Genomic DNA, 17,423 nt, shown 5'->3' with positions numbered 1-17,423 from the left:
TTTCGAAACGGGGCCGTTGGCCTAACGGTCCGGAGGTGACAGGCTATTTGGCGGGTTTATGGAGGTTGCCCTTCCGTACGTGGCACCGGCGATCAGCCCCGATTTCGGGAATATCGCTGGTATCGCCTTCAAGCCGTCACGAAATCCGTCTTCCGGTAACCCTGGATATAAAGCAGGGCGGTCAGGTCGCCGTGGTTGATGCGCATCTGTGCTTCGGCAGCGACTGCCGGCTTGGCGTGGAGGGCGACGCCGGCGCCGGCGAGGTGTAGCATGCCGAGGTCGTTGGCGCCGTCGCCGACGGCCATCGCTTCTTCCGGCGAAATGCCGAGGCGAGCCGATATTTCGTTCAGCGCATCGACTTTCGCCTGCTTGCCGAGGATCGGTTCGGCGACGAAGCCGGAGAGAATGCCGCCGTCTTCGAGCAGCGTGTTGGCACGGTTCTCGTCGAAGCCGAGGGTGGCGGCGATGCGGCTGGTGAAGACGGTGAATCCGCCGGAGACTAGCGCGGTGTAATGACCTTTCGACTTCATGGTGGCGATGAGTTCCGGGCCGCCCGGCGTGAGCGTGATGCGCTTGGCGATCACCTCGTCGACGACCGATATCGGTAGGCCCTTCAGCAGGGCGACACGCTCACGTAAGGCCGGCTCGAAAGCGATCTCGCCGTTCATGGCGCGGGCGGTGATGGTCGCAACCTTCTCCTTCAGGCCGACTTCGGCGGCGAGTTCATCGATGCACTCCTGGCCGATCATCGTCGAATCCATATCGGCGATCAGCAACTTCTTGCGGCGGGTCTCCTGCTCCTGGATAACGAGGTCGATGGGCGCGCTAGATACGACGGCAAGGATATTGGCTTCTGCCGCTTGCGCGTCCGTGCCGTCGCGCAGCGCGATGTCGCAGGCGATGCCGTCTGCCAGCCAGTAGAGACCGGAAGCGTCCACGGCCTCGGCCGCCCGTTCGGCGATTTCGGGTGTCAGCACGGGATTTGACGGATTGGCAACAAGCGTGGCAACGAGGGCCATGATGGAAAACCTTCTGAGCACAGTGAACGCGATCCTGATAACCGGGCCGACCGCCAGCGGCAAGTCCGCGCTCGCCGTCGAATTGGCCAAGCGTCATGACGGCGCGGTCGTCAACGCCGATAGCATGCAGGTCTACGACACGTTGCGGGTGCTGACCGCGCGCCCGTCGGAGGCGGAGATGCAGGGCGTGCCGCATCATCTTTACGGCCACGTGCCGGCAGGTGCGGCTTATTCCACAGGCGCCTGGCTGCGGGATGTCGCAGCACTACTACCGGCGCTGCGGGACGCAGGACGGCTGCCGGTCTTTGTCGGCGGCACGGGACTTTATTTCAAGGCGCTGACCGGCGGGCTCTCCGATATGCCGGAGATACCTGAGGTGCTACGGGAAAAACTCAGGACCCGGCTGCTGGAGGAGGGGCCGGACGGGCTCTACGCCGAACTCGCCGAGGCCGATCCCGCCATGGCGGCAAGCCTCAACCGGCAGGACGGACAGCGGATCGTCCGGGCGCTTGAAGTGGTGAAGGCGACGGGGCGGTCGATCGCCGATTTCCAAGGCCGGTCGGGACCGGTGGTTATCGACGCCGATGAGGCCCGCAAGATCGTCGTGCTGCCGGACCGGGCTGTGCTGCATCAACGCATCAACGGGCGTTTCGAAAAGATGTTGCAGCAAGGTGCGGAATACGAGGTAAGGGCGCTGCTTGCGCTCGATCTGCCGGCCGAGGCGCCTGTGATGAAGGCAATTGGCGTGTCGCAGATTACGGCAATGCTAAGGGGCGAGATGACGCGCGACGAGGTGCTGGAGAAGGGGGCTGCGGCGACGCGGCAATATGCCAAGCGGCAAATGACATGGTTTCGCAACCAGATGGACGGTAGCTGGGAACGGCTGACGGTTTAGCCATCAGTTTGTTGCGGGCCGCCTGCTTTGAGACATCTGCTGGCTCAGCTGCTTTACGAGTTCGCCAACCGCCGCCTGCAACTGGTCCGGCAGAAATCCGCCGAAGCCCAGCATCAGGCCGGGGCGCGCCGGCCGCGCGGCATACATCGGGGAGATCGCACGCACGGCGAGGCCGGCCGAGAGGGCACGGGCTGCAAGTTGCGCGTCGTCGACCTCCTCGGGCAGCCACAGAAGAATATGCATGCCCTGGTCGCTCTGCTGCACGCGGCAGCCCTCAGGCAAGGCCCGATCGAGCGCCGAAAGCAGAACAGCGCGGCGTTCGGCATAGAGGCCGCGGATGCGTCGGATGTGCGCTTCGAAATAGCCTTCCCGCATGTAGGCCGCCAGAACGTGCTGTTCGGCGATCGGCGAATGCCGGTCGAGAATGGCGCGGGCGCCGGCAAAGGCTTCCGCCAGCGGAGGAGGGGCGATGACGTAGCCGAGGCGCAGGGAAGGAAAGAGCACTTTGCTGAAGGTGCCGAGATAGATGACGCGTGACGGACGCAATCCCTGCATCGAGGGAAATGGGTGTCCGGCATAACGCAGCTCGCTGTCGTAGTCGTCCTCGACAATCCAGGCGCGATTTTGGTCGGCCCAGGCGATCAAGGAATTACGCCGGGCCATGCTGAGCGGCATTCCGATCGGATATTGGTGCGACGGGGTGACGAATGCGGCGCGCGCCCGCGGACATAGCTCGAGGCCGCGTTCCACGTTCATTCCCTGTGCGTCGACCGGCAGGCGGTGCATTCGTACGCCGAGATCGTCGAGCACTGCCGTTAGGCCGGGATAGGCCGGGTCCTCGGCCCATACCGCATCGTCACGCGAGAGAAGCACCCGGCCTGCCATATAGAGGCCTTGCTGGGTGCCTGACGTGATGATGACCTGTTCCGGCTCACAATGAACGGCCCGCGCGCGGCGGACGTAGTCGGCAATGGCAAGCCTGAGTTCGAGCAAACCCATAGGATCGTGGTAACCAGAGGGTGCGGCCTGTCGCGACGCGCGCACGCGGTTGCCGAGACGGCGCCAGTTGTCGTCGGGCGCAATGCCACAAGCCGGGACGGCGATGGCGAAGGGAACGGGCGGGTGCGGGGTGAGCGCACGGGCGATGGCAATCAGCCGGGCAGCCTGGGAAGGCAGATCGACGGCATCCGCGGTAGATGGCACAGCCGGTGCAAGCGGGGGCGCCGGCGTGGTGTCCATCAGATCGGTGGCAACACGGGTTCCGGCTCCGACCCGCGCTTCGAGATAGCCTTCAGCGGTCAACTGATCGAACACCTCGACAACGGTGCCGCGCGCGATCTCCAGCGAAGCCGCAAGGCTCCGCGTCGAAGGAAGGCGTTCTCCCGACCTCAGCTCACCGCGGGCGATCGCGTTCCGCAGGGCCTGTGCAAGCTGGCGACTGACATTGGCCGTTCGCTCGATCGCTTTGAGCGATGGTATTTCGATGGTGCTACGCCGTTTGGACATCGCAAAATGGTCCTTAGAAATTATTCAAAATGGAACTTCATGGTGGACCAATTTTCAAAGAAAAGGAAGCGGATTGGCGACTTCCCGAGGGCGTGCTTTTCGTCGTCGGGGTGGTACCGTGCGCGAGCGCAAACTTCTGGAAAAGACGCAAATGCAGGATCTTCTCGTCGTCTACATCGCCTACGCAATTGCTGCAGGCAGTCCCGGACCAAGCAACATGGCCATTATGAATGTGGCAATGCGGCAAGGGCGTCGACCGGCGCTCGCCCTTGCCGCCGGGGTTATAACGATGTCGACATCCTGGGGGCTGGTTGCGGTCACCGGCATCTCGACACTGCTGGTACGCTATGCCCATGCCCTGCTGTTTCTCAAGATTGCAGGCGGATTGTACCTTCTCTGGCTCGCCTGGAGGGCGGCCCGCTCGGCAGCAGCCCCGGATATGCCGGCAAGCGAGGTCGTCCGGCCTGCCGCGCAAGTTGGCGTGCTCTATCGTCGCGGCGTTCTGATGCATCTCGGTAACCCGAAGGCGGTTCTGGCCTGGGTGGCGATCATGTCGCTCGGCCTCAAGCCGGGCGCTTCGCCGGAGATGGCCGTCACGGCATTCGGCGGCTGCGTGCTCTTGGGCATCTCGATATTTGCCGGCTATGCCGTGCTCTTCTCGACGGCACCGATGGTGCGCGGCTACGCCCGTGCGCGGCGGTGGATCGAGGGCAGTCTCGCCGTCTTCTTCGCCGGTGCCGGATCGCGCCTGCTGTTCTCACATTGACCGGATTTTCAGGATCGCATCATGTCTGTCACTTCTCCGTTTCATGGTCTTTCGGCCTTTCCGCCCACGCCCGCCAATAGGGAGGGCCGGGTCGACACCGAAGCCCTCGGCCGCCTGCTGGAACGCCTGTGTGATGCAGGCGTCGCTTCGATAGGCCTTCTCGGCAGCACCGGGATCTACGCCTTTCTCACGCGCGAGGAACGACGGCGAGCCGTCGAGGCTGCGGTCGAGTGCGTTCGTGGTCGTATTCCCCTCGTCGTCGGCGTCGGCGCTCTGAGGACAGACCATGCCCGGAGCCTGGCGAGGGATGCCGAGGCCGCCGGTGCAGATGCTCTTCTGCTTGCGCCGGTGTCCTACACGCCGCTGACCCAGGACGAAGCCTACGAGCATTTCCTGGCGGTCACCGAGGCGGCGAATCTGCCGCTTTGTATCTACAACAATCCCGGCACGACCCACTTCACCTTCGGCCGGGATCTTCTGCAGCGCCTGTCCGATATCGAGACGATCAGGGCCGTGAAGATGCCTCTGCCTGCTGACGGCGATTTCGCAGGCGAGTTGGCGGCATTGCGAGAGAAGACCAGGCTTGCGATCGGCTACAGCGGCGACTGGGGCGCGGCCGAAGCGCTGCTTTCAGGTGCCGACGCCTGGTACAGCGTCATCGGTGGCTTGCTTCCGCGCGTCGCCCTTGCCCTGACCAAGGCTGCGATTGCGGGCAAGGGCGGGGAGGCGCACCGGCTCGATGGTCTCCTCGAACCGCTCTGGAAAACGTTCAAGGCGTTCGGAAGCCTTCGCGTGGTCTATACGCTGGTCGACCTTCTCTCACTCGCGGGGGCAGAGCTCCCACGCCCTCTCCTGCCGCTCGGGCCGATGGACCGGCAGCGTGTGCTCGACGCCGTCGAGCCTCTGATCGCCCTGGAGAGCGAGCTGAAGCGTCAATCCTTGTTGTAAAGGCTGCTCAGCGGTTTTTTCAGGATGCTTTCGCGCAGCGACGTGCCGGGCTCCCGGCGGGAGACCGTGGGCTGGTCCGCCGGTGGTGCCGGTCGGGGAAAAACCGGCTCGTCGCGGCGCATCTCGCGGCGAAGCGCGTCCAGCCGGGGATCGATTGCGGGTGACGTGGCCGGGTCCAGCCGCGGCGTCTGCGGTAGCAATTCCCGCCGGTAGGTTTCGAGCGGCGCGGAGGCGGGCGGCGCGGCGAAAGAGGCGAGCGGCGTGTATGGCTTCGCGTCGAGATCCTCGTCGGCTGCGTCGGTCTCGTCGAAACCTGCCACGGACGCGGCATAGTTCTGCTGGAAATTTGAAATGTCGGGTCCGACGGTCACCGCCCGCATGCGGGTGACGATCTTGCGCAGATCGACCGTATCCGGATCTTCCTCGCTTTGCTTGCTGTTGGCGCTGCTCGCCTTCGGCAGCAGGTTCTCCTCGACGCGGGAAAAGCGCATGCGCATCGGCACGCTGATCGCCTCACCGAAGGCGATCGCTTCGCCATTGCCGATCGAGGAGATGAAGCTTGTCGTCGAGATCGACGAATTCGGGATGGCCGAGCGGATGATTTCCTGGTCGCGGTCGTTGGCGAGGCGCATGGCAAAGAGCGTCGAACACTGCGACAGGATCGTCTGGTCGAGCTCGCCCGGGCGCTGGGTGATGATGCCGAGCGAGACGCCGTATTTGCGGCCTTCCTTGGCGATGCGGGCGATCGCCTGGCGCGTCGGCACGAAGCCGAGGCTCGGATCGGAGGGGATATAGCGGTGAGCTTCCTCGCAGACGACGAGCATGTGGATGGCGCCCTCGCTCCACAGCGCTACCTCGAAGGCCATGCGGCAAAGCACCGAAGCGACCGAATTGACGACCTCGGAAGGAATGCCGGCAAGCTGGAAGGCACAGATCGGCCGGTTCTCGCCGGGGATGCGGAAGATCTGCGCGATGGTGTCGGTGATCGTGTCGGTGATCGTGTTGTTGGAGAACATGAAATGATAACGCGGATCATTGATTGCGGCGATGATGCGCATCTTCAACGAACGCAGGAAGGGTTTTTCCGAACGGCCTTCCAGGCGACCGATGCGCTCGTCGATCAGCGCCAGCAGATCGGCCATGCGGTAGGGAACCGGCGTGTCGGCGGTGATCGAACTCTTTTCGGTCGTGCGGCGCACCAGTGAATTGTCGCTACCACGGAAGGCGCGCTTGGCTTCCGGCAGGATATCGCGCAGCATGTCGAGCTCTTCGGGCACCGGCGGGCGGCCGCGAAAGACGACTTCGGCGAACTCTTCAAGCCGCATCAGCCAGAAGGGCAGATCAAGCGTATCGGTATCGATGGTGACGGCGTGCTGAGGAAAGGCGGCGGCGAATTCGTTATGCGGATCGAGGATCAGTACACGCAGCTTCGGGTCCGCCGCGATCGCCTTGTGCAGGAGCAGCGACACGGCCGTCGACTTGCCGACGCCGGTCGAGCCGACGACGGCGAAATGCTTGGAGAGCATCGAGGGGATATGGATCGCCGCATCGATGCTATCGTCCTGCGTCAGCTTGCCGATGACGGCGGTCGTACCCTCGCCGGCATCGTAGATGCGCATCAGGTCGGCGGATCGGATGCGGTGGGCGATGGCGCCGAGATAGGGATAACGCGAGATGCCGGTCGAGAATTCCTCGCGCCCGTCCTCGTCGACACGGACTTCGCCGAGCAGTTCGGTCTCGATCTTGAAAATATTGTCCTCGCCTTCGCCCCAGGCGTGGCTGCCGGTGTTCATCTGATAGACGAGCGCGACGACGCGATTGCGGCCGACGCTGATCGAAATCAGCCGGCCCACGGACCAGAGTTCGGTAAGATCGGTGCCGCCCTGTTCGGCGACGGCGGCAATCGTCGCCCGCGAACCGCTGCATGCAACGACGCGGCCGAGAAAGCGATTTCCCGGCGCATGGCCATCGCGGCGATCATGCTCGCCTGCCTTGCCAGACGTGCGCAAGTCGTTGTTGAGCAAAGGGCTACTCCATGCAGTAGCGTAGAAGAATAAAGTCGATCCTTTAACAAATCCTTCATCCTATCGATTTTCGGGGATGCAGGCGTGGGGCAGTTTTTTATTGCGGCATGCGTTGACGCTGCGAAATTTTCTGTCTATCACTTCCGACCATGAAAATCGCAACGGCTCTTATCGTGGTGGGAAAGCGCATGGGCAGGATGGTGTAACCATCCGGCGATAGCCACCCATGCGCTAGATGACAGGCTCCTCAGGGGCCTTTTTTTATGCCCGAAATTCGGGCTTCCGGCCACAAACGCAATCCCAGCATCAAACGGAACAGACAGATGAGCACGGACAATCAGGCGGCAGGCAATCGGATGACGGGAGCGGAGATCGTTCTCAAGGCGCTGAAGGACAATGGCGTCGAACATATTTTCGGCTATCCCGGCGGCGCGGTCCTGCCGATCTATGACGAGATCTTCCAGCAGGAAGATGTCAAGCACATCCTCGTCCGCCACGAGCAGGGGGCAGGCCATGCGGCCGAAGGTTACGCCCGCTCCACCGGCAAGGTCGGCGTCATGCTGGTCACCTCGGGTCCGGGCGCTACCAATGCCGTCACGCCGCTGCAGGACGCGCTGATGGATTCGATCCCGCTCGTCTGCCTGACCGGCCAGGTTCCGACCCCACTGATCGGCTCCGACGCCTTCCAGGAATGCGATACGGTCGGCATCACCCGGCCCTGCACCAAGCACAACTGGCTGGTCAAGGATGTCAACCAGCTTGCCGCCGTCATTCACGAGGCCTTCCGCATCGCCCAGTCCGGCCGTCCAGGCCCCGTCGTCGTCGATATTCCGAAAGACGTGCAGTTTGCGACCGGCACCTATACGCCGCCCGCCGATTACGCGATTCAGAAGAGCTACCAGCCGAAGATCCAGGGCGACCTCAACCAGATCCATGCCGCGATCGAACTGATGGCGAATGCGCGCCGTCCGATCATCTATTCCGGCGGCGGCGTCATCAATTCCGGCCCCGAGGCTTCCAAGCTGCTGCGCGAGCTGGTCGAGCTCACCGATTTCCCGATCACCTCGACGCTGATGGGCCTCGGCGCCTATCCTGCTTCGGGCAAGAACTGGCTGAAGATGCTCGGCATGCACGGCTCCTACGAAGCCAACATGGCGATGCACGACTGCGACGTCATGGTCTGCATCGGCGCCCGTTTCGACGACCGCATCACCGGCCGTCTCAATGCCTTTTCGCCGAACTCGAAGAAGATCCATATCGATATCGATCCATCCTCGATCAACAAGAACGTCCGAGTCGATATCGGCATCCGCGGCGATGTCGGCCATGTCCTCGAAGACATGGTCCGCCTGTGGCGGGCGCTGCCGAAGAAGCCGGAGAAGGGTCGCCTCGACGACTGGTGGACCGATATCGCCCGCTGGCGGGCACGCAACTCCTTCGCCTATACGAAGAGCAATGACGTCATCATGCCCCAATATGCGCTGGAGCGGCTCTTTGCCCACACCAAGGACCGGGATACCTACATCACCACCGAGGTCGGCCAGCACCAGATGTGGGCGGCGCAGTTCTTCGGTTTCGAGCAGCCGAACCGCTGGATGACTTCGGGCGGCCTCGGTACGATGGGCTACGGCCTGCCGGCCGCGCTCGGCGTGCAGATCGCCCATCCCGACAGCCTCGTCATCGACATTGCCGGCGACGCCTCGATCCAGATGTGTATCCAGGAAATGTCGGCGGCGATCCAGCACGACGCGCCGATCAAGATCTTCATCATGAACAACCAATATATGGGCATGGTGCGTCAGTGGCAGCAGCTGTTGCACGGCAATCGCCTGTCGAACTCCTATACGGAGGCGATGCCCGATTTCGTCAAGCTGGCGGAGGCCTATGGTGCCGTCGGCCTGCGCTGCGAAAAGCCGGATGCGCTTGATGACACCATTCTGGAGATGATCGAGGTCAGAAAGCCCGTCATCTTCGATTGCCGTGTCGCCAATCTCGCCAATTGCTTCCCGATGATCCCCTCGGGCAAGGCCCATAACGAAATGCTGTTGCCGGACGAAGCCACCGACGAAGCGGTCGCCAATGCGATCGACGCCAAGGGCCGCGCGCTCGTCTGACATTTTTAATTTGCCCATAACCCTTTCCGAAAATCGCTTTCGATTTTCAGGGGTATGCGGCAGGGAAGAGGAAACTCAAGACCATGAACGCACACCTACAACCCACGGGCTCAGCCTATTTCATCTCGCCGGAAACGGCGGCGGTCGAAAGCCACACGCTTTCGGTTCTCGTCGACAACGAACCGGGTGTTCTTGCCCGGGTCATCGGACTGTTTTCCGGCCGCGGCTACAATATCGAGAGCCTGACGGTCTCCGAGACCGAGCATCAGGCGCATCTTTCCCGCATCACCGTCGTCACACGCGGCACGCCGCAGGTGCTGGAGCAGATCAAGGCGCAGCTCGAGCGCATCGTGCCGGTGCATCGCGTCGTCGACCTGACGGTGCGGGCCCGCGAACTCGGCCAGGACCGGCCGATCGAGCGCGAAGTGGCACTGATCAAGGTGATCGGCGAGGGCGAGATGCGCGCCGAGACCCTGCGCCTTGCCGATGCCTTCCATGCCAAGGTGGTGGATGCGACGGTCGGTCACTTCATTCTGGAGCTCACCGGCAAATCGTCGAAGATCGATCAGTTCGTGGCGATCATGAAGCCGCTCGGCCTCATCGAGGTGTGCCGTACCGGCATTGCGGCGATGAACCGCGGCGTGCAGGGGATGTAAATAATACAGCCCGGACATGTAAGGATCACAGCCCGGGCATCTAAGCCCGATGCTGCAATGATTGCGAAAACCGCTGGAGATCAAAGCATCTCCAGCGGTTTTTTCTTTGTGGGCGGCGGAAAGGCGGCGTCGATGGCATCCCAGTCGTCGTCGGTGATTTCGAGCGAGACGCAGTCGCGGTTTTCCGCCGCGCGTTCGGCATTCGAGGTCTTCGGCATGACGATGACGCCGTCGCGTTCCAGCAGGAAGGCGAGTGCCAGCTGAGCGGGTGTCGCCTGATAGGCCTTGGCGATGCGGATCAACTCGGGATGGTGCAGGATATTTCCCTGTTCGATCGGCGAATAGGCCATGATGGGAATGCCTCGGTTCTGGCACCAGGGCAGCAGATCGAATTCGATGCCGCGGCGGGAAAGGTTATAGAGCACCTGGTTGGCGGCGACATTGGCGCCGTCGGGCACTCCGAGCAGTTCCTCCATGTCGTCGGTGTCGAAGTTGGAGACGCCCCAGGCGCCGATCTTGCCGGATGCCTTCAGCATTTCGAAGGCGGCGACGGTCTCTGTGAGCGGATGGTCTCCGCGCCAGTGCAGCAGATAGAGATCGATGCGATCGGTACCCAGCCGTTCGAGACTGCGCTCGCAGGCCTCAATCGTGCCTTTCAGGCTGGCATTCCAGGGATAGACCTTGCTGACGATGAAGACCTCATCGCGCCGGCCCCTGATCGCCTGGCCGACGATCTCTTCGGCGCCACCGTCGCCGTACATTTCGGCGGTGTCGATCAGCGTCATGCCGAGATCGATGCCGGCCCTGAGGCTTTCGATCTCGGCCCTGGCATGACCGGCATCCTCACCCATCGCCCAGGTGCCCTGGCCGAGCGCCGGCACCTCAGTGCCATCAGGGAATGTGATCGATGGAATCGGGTCGTCCTGCATGGTTTCTGTCCCTTCGACAGGAGATTGGGCCGGGTCGCCATCTTTCAAGTAATCCTGTCACCATGACAATGATGTAATGGCACCGGCGGTTTAGGACAGTTATGCTGACCTAATTAAACAGGCCGCAGAAAAGCTGGCTTCGGGAGGTCGCATGCCGCTGGATACATTTCTCGCCCTCGTTCTCTTCGCCTTCACGACCTCGATCACGCCGGGACCGAACAATATGATGCTCTTCGCATCGGGCGTGAATTTTGGCTTCCGCAGGACGATCCCGCATATGTTCGGCATCGGTGTCGGTTTCTTCTCGCTGCTCATCGGCGTCGGCCTTGGGCTCGGCGCGCTGCTGCACACGGTGCCTATTGTCTATACGGTACTGAAATTTGCGGGCGGCGCCTATCTCATCTGGATTGCTTGGAAGATTGCCTCGTCGCGCTCGCTGAGCGAAGGCAGAAGCGGCGTCGAGCCGATGTCCTTCTCGGCGGCGGCGGCCTTCCAGTGGGTCAATCCGAAAGCCTGGGTGATGGCGGTCACCGCGATGGCGACCTACACCAATCCGCAACTCTACCTAGTGAGCGTGCTGATCGTTGGTCTCGCTTTTGCGGCAGTCAATGTGCCCAGCGTTTCGACCTGGGTCGGCTTCGGCTCGGCGCTGAGGGAATGGCTTTCCGATCCGGTGCGGCTGAAATGGTTCAATATCAGCATGGCGGTGCTGTTGGTGCTAAGCCTCTGGCCAATGCTAAAATAGAGTGATTGCGGGCTTCATGAGCATCAGCCAGAGAATGCCGATGACAGCGAAGAAGGCCGGAAAACCGCAGGCGAACCAGATGCGGTAGAGGCTGAAATAGCCTGGCGGCAGGGCTTTTCCCGCCGCTGCTGCGGCGCGGGCGAGGTCGCGCAGCCGGATCTGGATCCAGACGACCGGCAGCCAGAACAGGCCGGTCACAACATAAAGCAGCAGCGACAGCGCAATCCATCCCTCCGACAGTTCCCAACCGATCGACCGGGCCAGCAGATAGCCGGTCACCGGCTGGAGAATGGCTGCGGTGGCGGTGAAGAGGGTGTCGGCGATGACAACCGTGCTGGCGACATGGGCGATCAGACGGGGATCGCGGGTTCGGTGCGCCATCACCATGAAGAAGGCGATGCCGGCGCCGGTGCCGAAGAGCACGGTCGCGCCGATGACATGGGCAAGCAGCAGCCATTCCTCAATCATCAGCGTTCATCCAGCGTGGCAAGTGCGGTGAGCGTCAGCAGGATCGATGGCAGCACCTTGACGAGGGGACCGAGAGGATCGAGCCAGAGCGCGGGTTCGAGCAGGCTGGCACCGGCAAGATAGGCGAACGACACGGCCAGCATGCCGAGAAGGGCACGTTTTGCCAGCGGGCGAAGGAGGACGGCGGCGCCGAGAGCTATGTCGGTCAGGCAGGTTGCAAGCGTCAGCGCCGTTGCTGCGGCCTCAGGCATGAACGGCAGGAAGTGAGCGGACGTCTGCTCCAGCGCCAGCAGCGGGATCAAACCTGAGAGCAGCCAGAAAACGGATAGGCCCGATATGGCTAGCGGCTTCAGGAGATAGACCCTGGCAAACCAGAGATCCTGTACGCCGGACGGATTGGCCGAGAGCGCTGCGGCCGCGGATGTCGCAGCAAGGCCGCTCCCTGTTTTTGAGCTCCGCACGCCTTCGGACATGACAGTCATCGCCGTCGAGCGCAGCGGCGAACGCCAGCCGAGCAGTCCTGATAGATCGGCCAGCCACGTCACCGGGCCGGCAAGCCAGCGGGGGAGAGCGAACATGCGGGCGGGCGGCAGGCCGAGCCACTGCCGATGCAGGCGGACGAGATCGGCGAGCGTCAGAACTTCGTCGGCGGCCAGATCTATATCGCCGGAGATGCCGTCGGAGACCGCCCGCGACACGGCTTCCGCCACATCGTCCACCGAGAGTGTTTCGACCGGACTTTCGGCATGGACCAAGGGCAGCACACAGGGGAAGGCGGCAAGCGCCCGCATCAGCGCCGAACCGCCATGGGCATTGCGGCCGAGAACGAGGGCAGGGCGCAGGATGAGGTAACGCAGGCCGCTTGCCGCCAGCGCCTCGTCGGCCCGCCGCTTGGTGGCGAAGAAGGGAAGAGCACCCGCCGCTCCCGCTGTCCTTGCCGATATCTGCACGACGAGCGGGCGTGATGAGCGTTTGGCTGCGGAATAGAGCGCCAACATCGCCTCAGCCTGGGTGGCCGACAAATCGTCCGACAGGCCGTCCTGCAGGGCGCCGGCGCAATTGACGACGACATGCTGGTCCTTGAGGATATCATCCCAATCCGCTGGTTTCGTCATGTGCGAGAGATCTGCGCGCCGCCAGTCGATTGCCGGCTGTTTCAAACGGGCACGTACTGGATTGCGGCCGAGTCCGGTTACGACGTGGCCGTCGGCAACGAGCCGGGCCGCGACGACGGAGCCTATAAAGCCGGTTGCGCCGAGAATCAGGATGTTCATGGCAGGAGATTAGCGGAAAAGCGCATGAGACATAGAATGGCTTGGCGGGCCTGCAGCATATGTTAGAAAGAGCGGGCAGTTTCGGGAGGGCTTCGCCTTGCACGACCATGACGACGACCACGCTCACGGAGATGAGCACGCCCACGGGCACGATCATGATAATCATTATTCCGACATGCAGGCGCGCGTGAAAGCGCTGGAAACGCTGCTGACGGAGAAGGGCCTGATCGATCCGGCGGCGATCGATGCCATCGTCGAGACCTACGAGACGAAGGTGGGACCGAGAAACGGCGCCCATGTCGTCGCCAGAGCCTGGAGCGATGCCGATTTCGCCGACTGGCTGAAGCGCGATGCGACGGCGGCGATGTCAAGCCTCGGTTGCACCGGCCGGCAGGGCGAGCACATGCGCGCCGTCTTCAACACGGCCGAGACCCATAACCTCGTCGTCTGCACGCTCTGCTCCTGTTATCCGTGGTCGGTGCTCGGCCTGCCGCCGGTCTGGTACAAGGCGCCGGCCTATCGCTCACGCGCCGTCATCGATCCACGCGGCGTGCTGGCCGAATTCGGGCTGACGCTGCCGGAGGAGAAGAAGGTTCGCGTCTGGGATTCGACGGCGGAGCTGCGCTATCTCGTCATTCCCGAGCGACCCGAAGGGACAGAGGGAATGGACGAGCAGACGCTCGCCGACCTCGTCAGCCGCGATGCGATGATCGGCACGGCCGTTGCCGGCAAGCCGGAGAGCGCCACATGAACGGCCCGCACGATCTCGGAGGGCAGATGGGCTTCGGACCTGTCGCGCCAGAAAAGGACGAGCCTTATTTCCATGCAGAATGGGAAAAGCGGGCGCTCGGCATCACGCTTTCCTGCGGCGCTTTCGGCGCATGGAACATCGATGAAAGCCGGCATGCGCGCGAGAATATTCCGCCGGCCGATTACCTCGCCGCCAGCTACTACGAGATCTGGATCCGCGGCATCGACAAGCTGCTTGAACGGCATGGTTTTGCGACGCGCGCGGAATTGCTGTCCGGCCATGCACAGCAGCCAGGAGCCGTTCCGAAGCGGGTGCTGAAGGCGGACATGGTGTCCGGCGTTCTGGCGAAAGGCGGCCCTTGCGATCGTCCTGTTAAGACCGCGCCGCTCTTTGCGGTCGGCGAGACGGTGAGGACGAAGAATTTCAATCCGCTGACGCATACGCGCCTGCCGCGTTATGCCCGAGCCAAAACAGGCGTGGTCGAGGCAGTGCAGGGTGCCTTCGTCTTTCCCGATGACAATGCGCATGGCGAGGGCGAAAATCCGCAATGGCTCTATACGGTCGTTTTCGACGGCGTGGAGATCTGGGGCGAGGATGCCGATCCGACGCTGACCGTGTCGATTGATGCCTGGGAGAGTTATCTTGAACCGGCATGAGATATCGCCGCTGACGCAGTCGCCCGGACTGCCGCGGTCGCCGGAAGGCGAGCCGGTCTTTCCCAAGCCATGGGCGGCCGAAGCCTTCGCCATGACCGTGCACCTTAACGCCAAAGGCCTGTTCAGCTGGAGCGAATGGGCCGCGACGCTGTCGGCGCAGCTGCACAAGCCAGGCCGGGCCGAAGATGGCAGCGACTATTTTGACTGCTGGGTGGCCGCACTCTCGGACCTCATCGTCAACTGCGGCGTCGCCGATGCGGATACGATCCTGGCGCTGCAACAGAGTTGGCAGCGGGCGGCGGAAGCGACGCCGCACGGACGGCCGATCGAGCTTAGCAACGACCCCTCGCGCTGATCCTTAAGACGGGAATTGCCGGTAGCACTCCTCGGCCACCTCCCGCAGTGTTTCGCGGGAGATTTCGCCGGTCACGGCATAACCGAGTTCGCCGTCGATCCAGTAAAAGGTTTCGAGATTGCCCGATGAGGCGAAGCGGAAGCTCGTCGTGCGGTTTTCCGTGTTGCGACCGACCATGACGGTCAGGCGCTCGCCGGCCTGGTTTTCATACATGAACATGGCGCCCGGCCTGCCGTCGACCGGCAGCAGCCGGCCGCCGACCAGCTTGAAGCCGAGCGGCTGCAGGTTCGGGATCTTGAGGTCCTGGATTGCCAGGCGCTTGCCAAGCCAGGTGGCGAGGTGGACCTCTTCGTTTGCGAAGACCTCGACGGGATGGCGAACCTCGGCGGCATAGACCGTGAACGCGGTCTGGGCCTGTTTCGGCAGGGTCTCGGAGCCGGCAAGCTGCAGCTCCGGCTTTTCCAGAAGTGCCGGGCCATAACGGCCGCTGACTGCTCCCAGCGTGAAGACGACGAGCGCTGCGGCGGCGATCGCCCAGCGTTTCGGGCTGGTTTGTACTGCGGACGGGGGTGAAACAAGCAGCGGATCGGTGTCCTTCGCTCGCTCATAACCTGCAAATAGCGAGCGGATTCCTGTATTTTGTGCCTGCCATTCGGCGACCATTGCCGCCTCGTCGGGATTGTCGGCTAGGAAAGCCTCGATGCGGGGGCGCGCCGTTTCCGGCAACTGGCCGTCGGCATAAGCGTGAAGGTCGGCTTCGGCGACGCTCGGATTGGTCTCGTTCATTTCGGTCTCCGAAGCGTAATGATGTTGTCGGCCTTCAATCGTTCGGCGACGCGCCGGCGGGCGCGCGACAGGCGCGACATGACGGTGCCGATCGGGATATCGAGCGCGGCGGCGACCTCGCCATAGGTGTATCCCTCGATGACCACGAGCATCAGCACGGCGCGGTGTTCCTCCGAAAGGCTGTTCAGCGCATCGTCCAGCCGGGCACGTTCCAGCGGATCGGCCGGCGGTTCGGGCGCGGCCAGATTGTCTGCGGCATCGAGCTCGACAAGGCCGTCGCGCGTCTTGCCGCGCCGGCCGTTGCGGTAGAGATTGGTCATGATGGTCAGGACCCAGCCGCGCAGGTTGAGGCCGCGCCATTGGCCGCGGCGCGTGAGAACCTTCTCGACACAATCCTGGAGCAGATCCTCGCCATCGGCATCCGAGCGCGTCAGGCTGCGCGAATAGCGTCTGAGTGAGGGCAGGAGGGCCAGGATCTGGCCCTCGAAGGTTTCGGGTGCGGGTGTTTTCACGCCGGCAACTCGCTTGTGATCGGGATCTTGGCGATCAAGGCTTGGCGAGATCCCAGTTGCCGCCGACGCCATCGCCGGTGATGTCGCCGGCCTTCTTGTCCTTGACCCAGTAGTAGAGCGGCATGCCGTCCTTGGCCCATTGCTTCGTGCCATCTTTGCGATCGACGATCGAATATGCACCATCAGCCTTGGCATCACCAGCGGCCATCAGCGGCGGCCAGTTTTTGGCGCAATCGTCGTTGCAGTTGGAAACGCCTTTGACGTCCTTCTTGAAGGTGTAGAGCGTCATGCCGTTTTCGCCGGCAAGCACCTTGCCCTTTTCGGATTCGACGGTCTTGACAGGAGGGGCGGCGAAAGCAGCGGTCGCGGCAAAGGCGGCGGCGGCCACGACGGACAGGAATTTCACGGGTTTCATGATGTCTCTCCTCAGATTGGGCACGCAATCTTGCGATACCTGAGATGAGACACGAGGCGCGGTGGTTTTATTCCAGACGCAGCAAAAGTTTTCACGGCGGGCGAGGTGGGCCGAAGCCCGTTTGGCCCGGGCATGTCGCGTCGAGCGCTTTGCCGGCTATTCTCCGGTAGCGGTCGCCGCCGCCATGTCGACCCAGACCGCTTCGAATATATGGCCATCGGGATCTTCGAAGGCACGGTTGTAGAGCCAACCCATGTCCGTCGGCGCGCGGGGATCGGCTTTGCCACCGGCGGCTGCAGCTGCCTCGACGATAGCGTCCACCTCTTCACGGCTGTCCATCGTCAGCGCGATCAGCATTTCGCTCGTCTTCTGCGCTTCGGCAACGGGTTTCGGCGTGAAACTCGCGAAGAAATCGCGCGTCAGCAAATGGAAGATAATGACCTCGGACCAGACCATGTTCGACGCCTGGTGATCGCTGAACTGTTCGTTCTTGCTGCAGTCGATCGCTTCATAGAAGCGGGTCGCAGCGGCAAGGTCTTTCACCGGCAGGTTCACGAAGATCATCTTGGGCATTGCAGTTCTCTCCTCTTCATTGTCTTCCGCG

The 17,423-nt window shown here is 62.8% G+C and carries 19 protein-coding genes; 9 read left to right on the top strand and 10 right to left on the bottom strand.

What is annotated here, in order from left to right:
- Positions 1-128 precede the first annotated feature (128 nt).
- The gene (serB, locus tag AC25BC_RS14130) at positions 129-1,019 is read right to left on the bottom strand and encodes a phosphoserine phosphatase SerB (RefSeq protein WP_128438174.1); all 891 of its coding nucleotides are present in this window, start codon (positions 1,017-1,019) and stop codon (positions 129-131) included.
- On the opposite strand from serB, the gene miaA reads away from it, so the two are divergent.
- Positions 1,018-1,914, top strand: coding sequence for a tRNA (adenosine(37)-N6)-dimethylallyltransferase MiaA (gene miaA / locus AC25BC_RS14125; protein ID WP_113545190.1), 897 nt, complete (start codon positions 1,018-1,020; stop codon positions 1,912-1,914). The genes serB and miaA overlap by 2 nt on opposite strands.
- Before the next feature lie 3 nt (positions 1,915-1,917).
- Here miaA and pdxR read toward each other — a convergent pair whose 3' ends face one another.
- Positions 1,918-3,420, bottom strand: a complete 1,503-nt coding sequence (gene pdxR / locus AC25BC_RS14120; protein ID WP_128438173.1) for a MocR-like pyridoxine biosynthesis transcription factor PdxR — start codon at positions 3,418-3,420, stop codon at positions 1,918-1,920.
- Between the two features lie 151 nt (positions 3,421-3,571).
- Between pdxR and AC25BC_RS14115 the strand changes: the two genes are divergently transcribed.
- Entirely contained in the window at positions 3,572-4,186 is a 615-nt protein-coding gene (locus AC25BC_RS14115) for a LysE family translocator (RefSeq protein ID WP_012758229.1), read from the top strand.
- Positions 4,187-4,207: 21 nt separating this feature from the next.
- Positions 4,208-5,134, top strand: coding sequence for a dihydrodipicolinate synthase family protein (locus AC25BC_RS14110; RefSeq protein WP_012758228.1), 927 nt, complete (start codon positions 4,208-4,210; stop codon positions 5,132-5,134).
- Here the strand turns inward: AC25BC_RS14110 and AC25BC_RS14105 are convergent.
- The gene (locus AC25BC_RS14105; protein ID WP_012758227.1) at positions 5,119-7,158 is read right to left on the bottom strand and encodes an ATP-binding protein; all 2,040 of its coding nucleotides are present in this window, start codon (positions 7,156-7,158) and stop codon (positions 5,119-5,121) included. The two genes, AC25BC_RS14110 and AC25BC_RS14105, sit on opposite strands and share 16 nt — an antisense overlap.
- A 323-nt stretch (positions 7,159-7,481) precedes the next feature.
- Here AC25BC_RS14105 and AC25BC_RS14100 point away from each other — a divergent pair, with 323 nt between their 5' ends.
- Positions 7,482-9,272, top strand: a complete 1,791-nt coding sequence (locus AC25BC_RS14100; RefSeq protein WP_012758226.1) for an acetolactate synthase 3 large subunit — start codon at positions 7,482-7,484, stop codon at positions 9,270-9,272.
- Positions 9,273-9,355: 83 nt separating this feature from the next.
- Complete coding sequence (gene ilvN, locus AC25BC_RS14095; RefSeq protein ID WP_017994682.1) at positions 9,356-9,928, top strand: acetolactate synthase small subunit; 573 nt, start codon at positions 9,356-9,358, stop codon at positions 9,926-9,928.
- Positions 9,929-10,008: 80 nt separating this feature from the next.
- Here ilvN and AC25BC_RS14090 read toward each other — a convergent pair whose 3' ends face one another.
- Positions 10,009-10,857 (bottom strand): aldo/keto reductase, encoded by an 849-nt coding sequence (locus AC25BC_RS14090; RefSeq protein ID WP_012758225.1) that lies wholly within the window; start codon positions 10,855-10,857, stop codon positions 10,009-10,011.
- Positions 10,858-11,008: 151 nt separating this feature from the next.
- On the opposite strand from AC25BC_RS14090, the gene AC25BC_RS14085 reads away from it, so the two are divergent.
- On the top strand, positions 11,009-11,602 hold the full coding sequence (locus AC25BC_RS14085; protein WP_128438172.1) for a LysE family translocator: 594 nt from the start codon (positions 11,009-11,011) through the stop codon (positions 11,600-11,602).
- Here the strand turns inward: AC25BC_RS14085 and AC25BC_RS14080 are convergent.
- Positions 11,594-12,070 (bottom strand): DUF2269 family protein, encoded by a 477-nt coding sequence (locus AC25BC_RS14080; protein ID WP_017994680.1) that lies wholly within the window; start codon positions 12,068-12,070, stop codon positions 11,594-11,596. The genes AC25BC_RS14085 and AC25BC_RS14080 overlap by 9 nt on opposite strands.
- Positions 12,070-13,344 (bottom strand): SDR family oxidoreductase, encoded by a 1,275-nt coding sequence (locus AC25BC_RS14075; protein WP_128438171.1) that lies wholly within the window; start codon positions 13,342-13,344, stop codon positions 12,070-12,072. The genes AC25BC_RS14080 and AC25BC_RS14075 overlap by 1 nt, the downstream gene beginning before the upstream one ends.
- A 97-nt stretch (positions 13,345-13,441) precedes the next feature.
- Between AC25BC_RS14075 and nthA the strand changes: the two genes are divergently transcribed.
- Genes nthA through AC25BC_RS14060 form a run of 3 tightly spaced genes read left to right on the top strand, consistent with a single transcriptional unit; the run spans position 13,442 to position 15,106 of the window.
- Positions 13,442-14,095 (top strand): nitrile hydratase subunit alpha, encoded by a 654-nt coding sequence (gene nthA / locus AC25BC_RS14070; protein WP_128438170.1) that lies wholly within the window; start codon positions 13,442-13,444, stop codon positions 14,093-14,095.
- Positions 14,092-14,751, top strand: coding sequence for a nitrile hydratase subunit beta (nthB, locus tag AC25BC_RS14065; protein WP_128438169.1), 660 nt, complete (start codon positions 14,092-14,094; stop codon positions 14,749-14,751). The genes nthA and nthB overlap by 4 nt, the downstream gene beginning before the upstream one ends.
- Complete coding sequence (locus tag AC25BC_RS14060; protein WP_017994676.1) at positions 14,738-15,106, top strand: nitrile hydratase accessory protein; 369 nt, start codon at positions 14,738-14,740, stop codon at positions 15,104-15,106. Before nthB ends, AC25BC_RS14060 begins: the two co-directional genes overlap by 14 nt.
- Positions 15,107-15,109: 3 nt before the next feature.
- Here the strand turns inward: AC25BC_RS14060 and AC25BC_RS14055 are convergent, their stop codons facing one another.
- The 4 genes from AC25BC_RS14055 to AC25BC_RS14040 all read right to left on the bottom strand — a co-directional run bounded on the left by AC25BC_RS14055 (position 15,110) and on the right by AC25BC_RS14040 (position 17,392).
- A complete protein-coding gene (locus AC25BC_RS14055) occupies positions 15,110-15,892 on the bottom strand; it encodes an anti-sigma factor family protein (protein WP_017994675.1) in 783 nt (260 codons plus the stop codon).
- On the bottom strand, positions 15,889-16,404 hold the full coding sequence (locus AC25BC_RS14050; protein WP_012758217.1) for an RNA polymerase sigma factor: 516 nt from the start codon (positions 16,402-16,404) through the stop codon (positions 15,889-15,891). Before AC25BC_RS14050 ends, AC25BC_RS14055 begins: the two co-directional genes overlap by 4 nt.
- Positions 16,405-16,438: 34 nt before the next feature.
- Positions 16,439-16,819, bottom strand: coding sequence for a COG4315 family predicted lipoprotein (locus AC25BC_RS14045; RefSeq protein ID WP_012758216.1), 381 nt, complete (start codon positions 16,817-16,819; stop codon positions 16,439-16,441).
- Between the two features lie 156 nt (positions 16,820-16,975).
- Positions 16,976-17,392 (bottom strand): VOC family protein, encoded by a 417-nt coding sequence (locus tag AC25BC_RS14040; protein ID WP_128438168.1) that lies wholly within the window; start codon positions 17,390-17,392, stop codon positions 16,976-16,978.
- Between the last annotated feature and the right edge of the window lie 31 nt (positions 17,393-17,423).

Source organism: Rhizobium sp. WSM409 (genome assembly GCF_057653825.1).
Note: the sequence above shows the minus strand (reverse complement) of the source record. Positions and strands in the feature narration are given on the sequence as shown.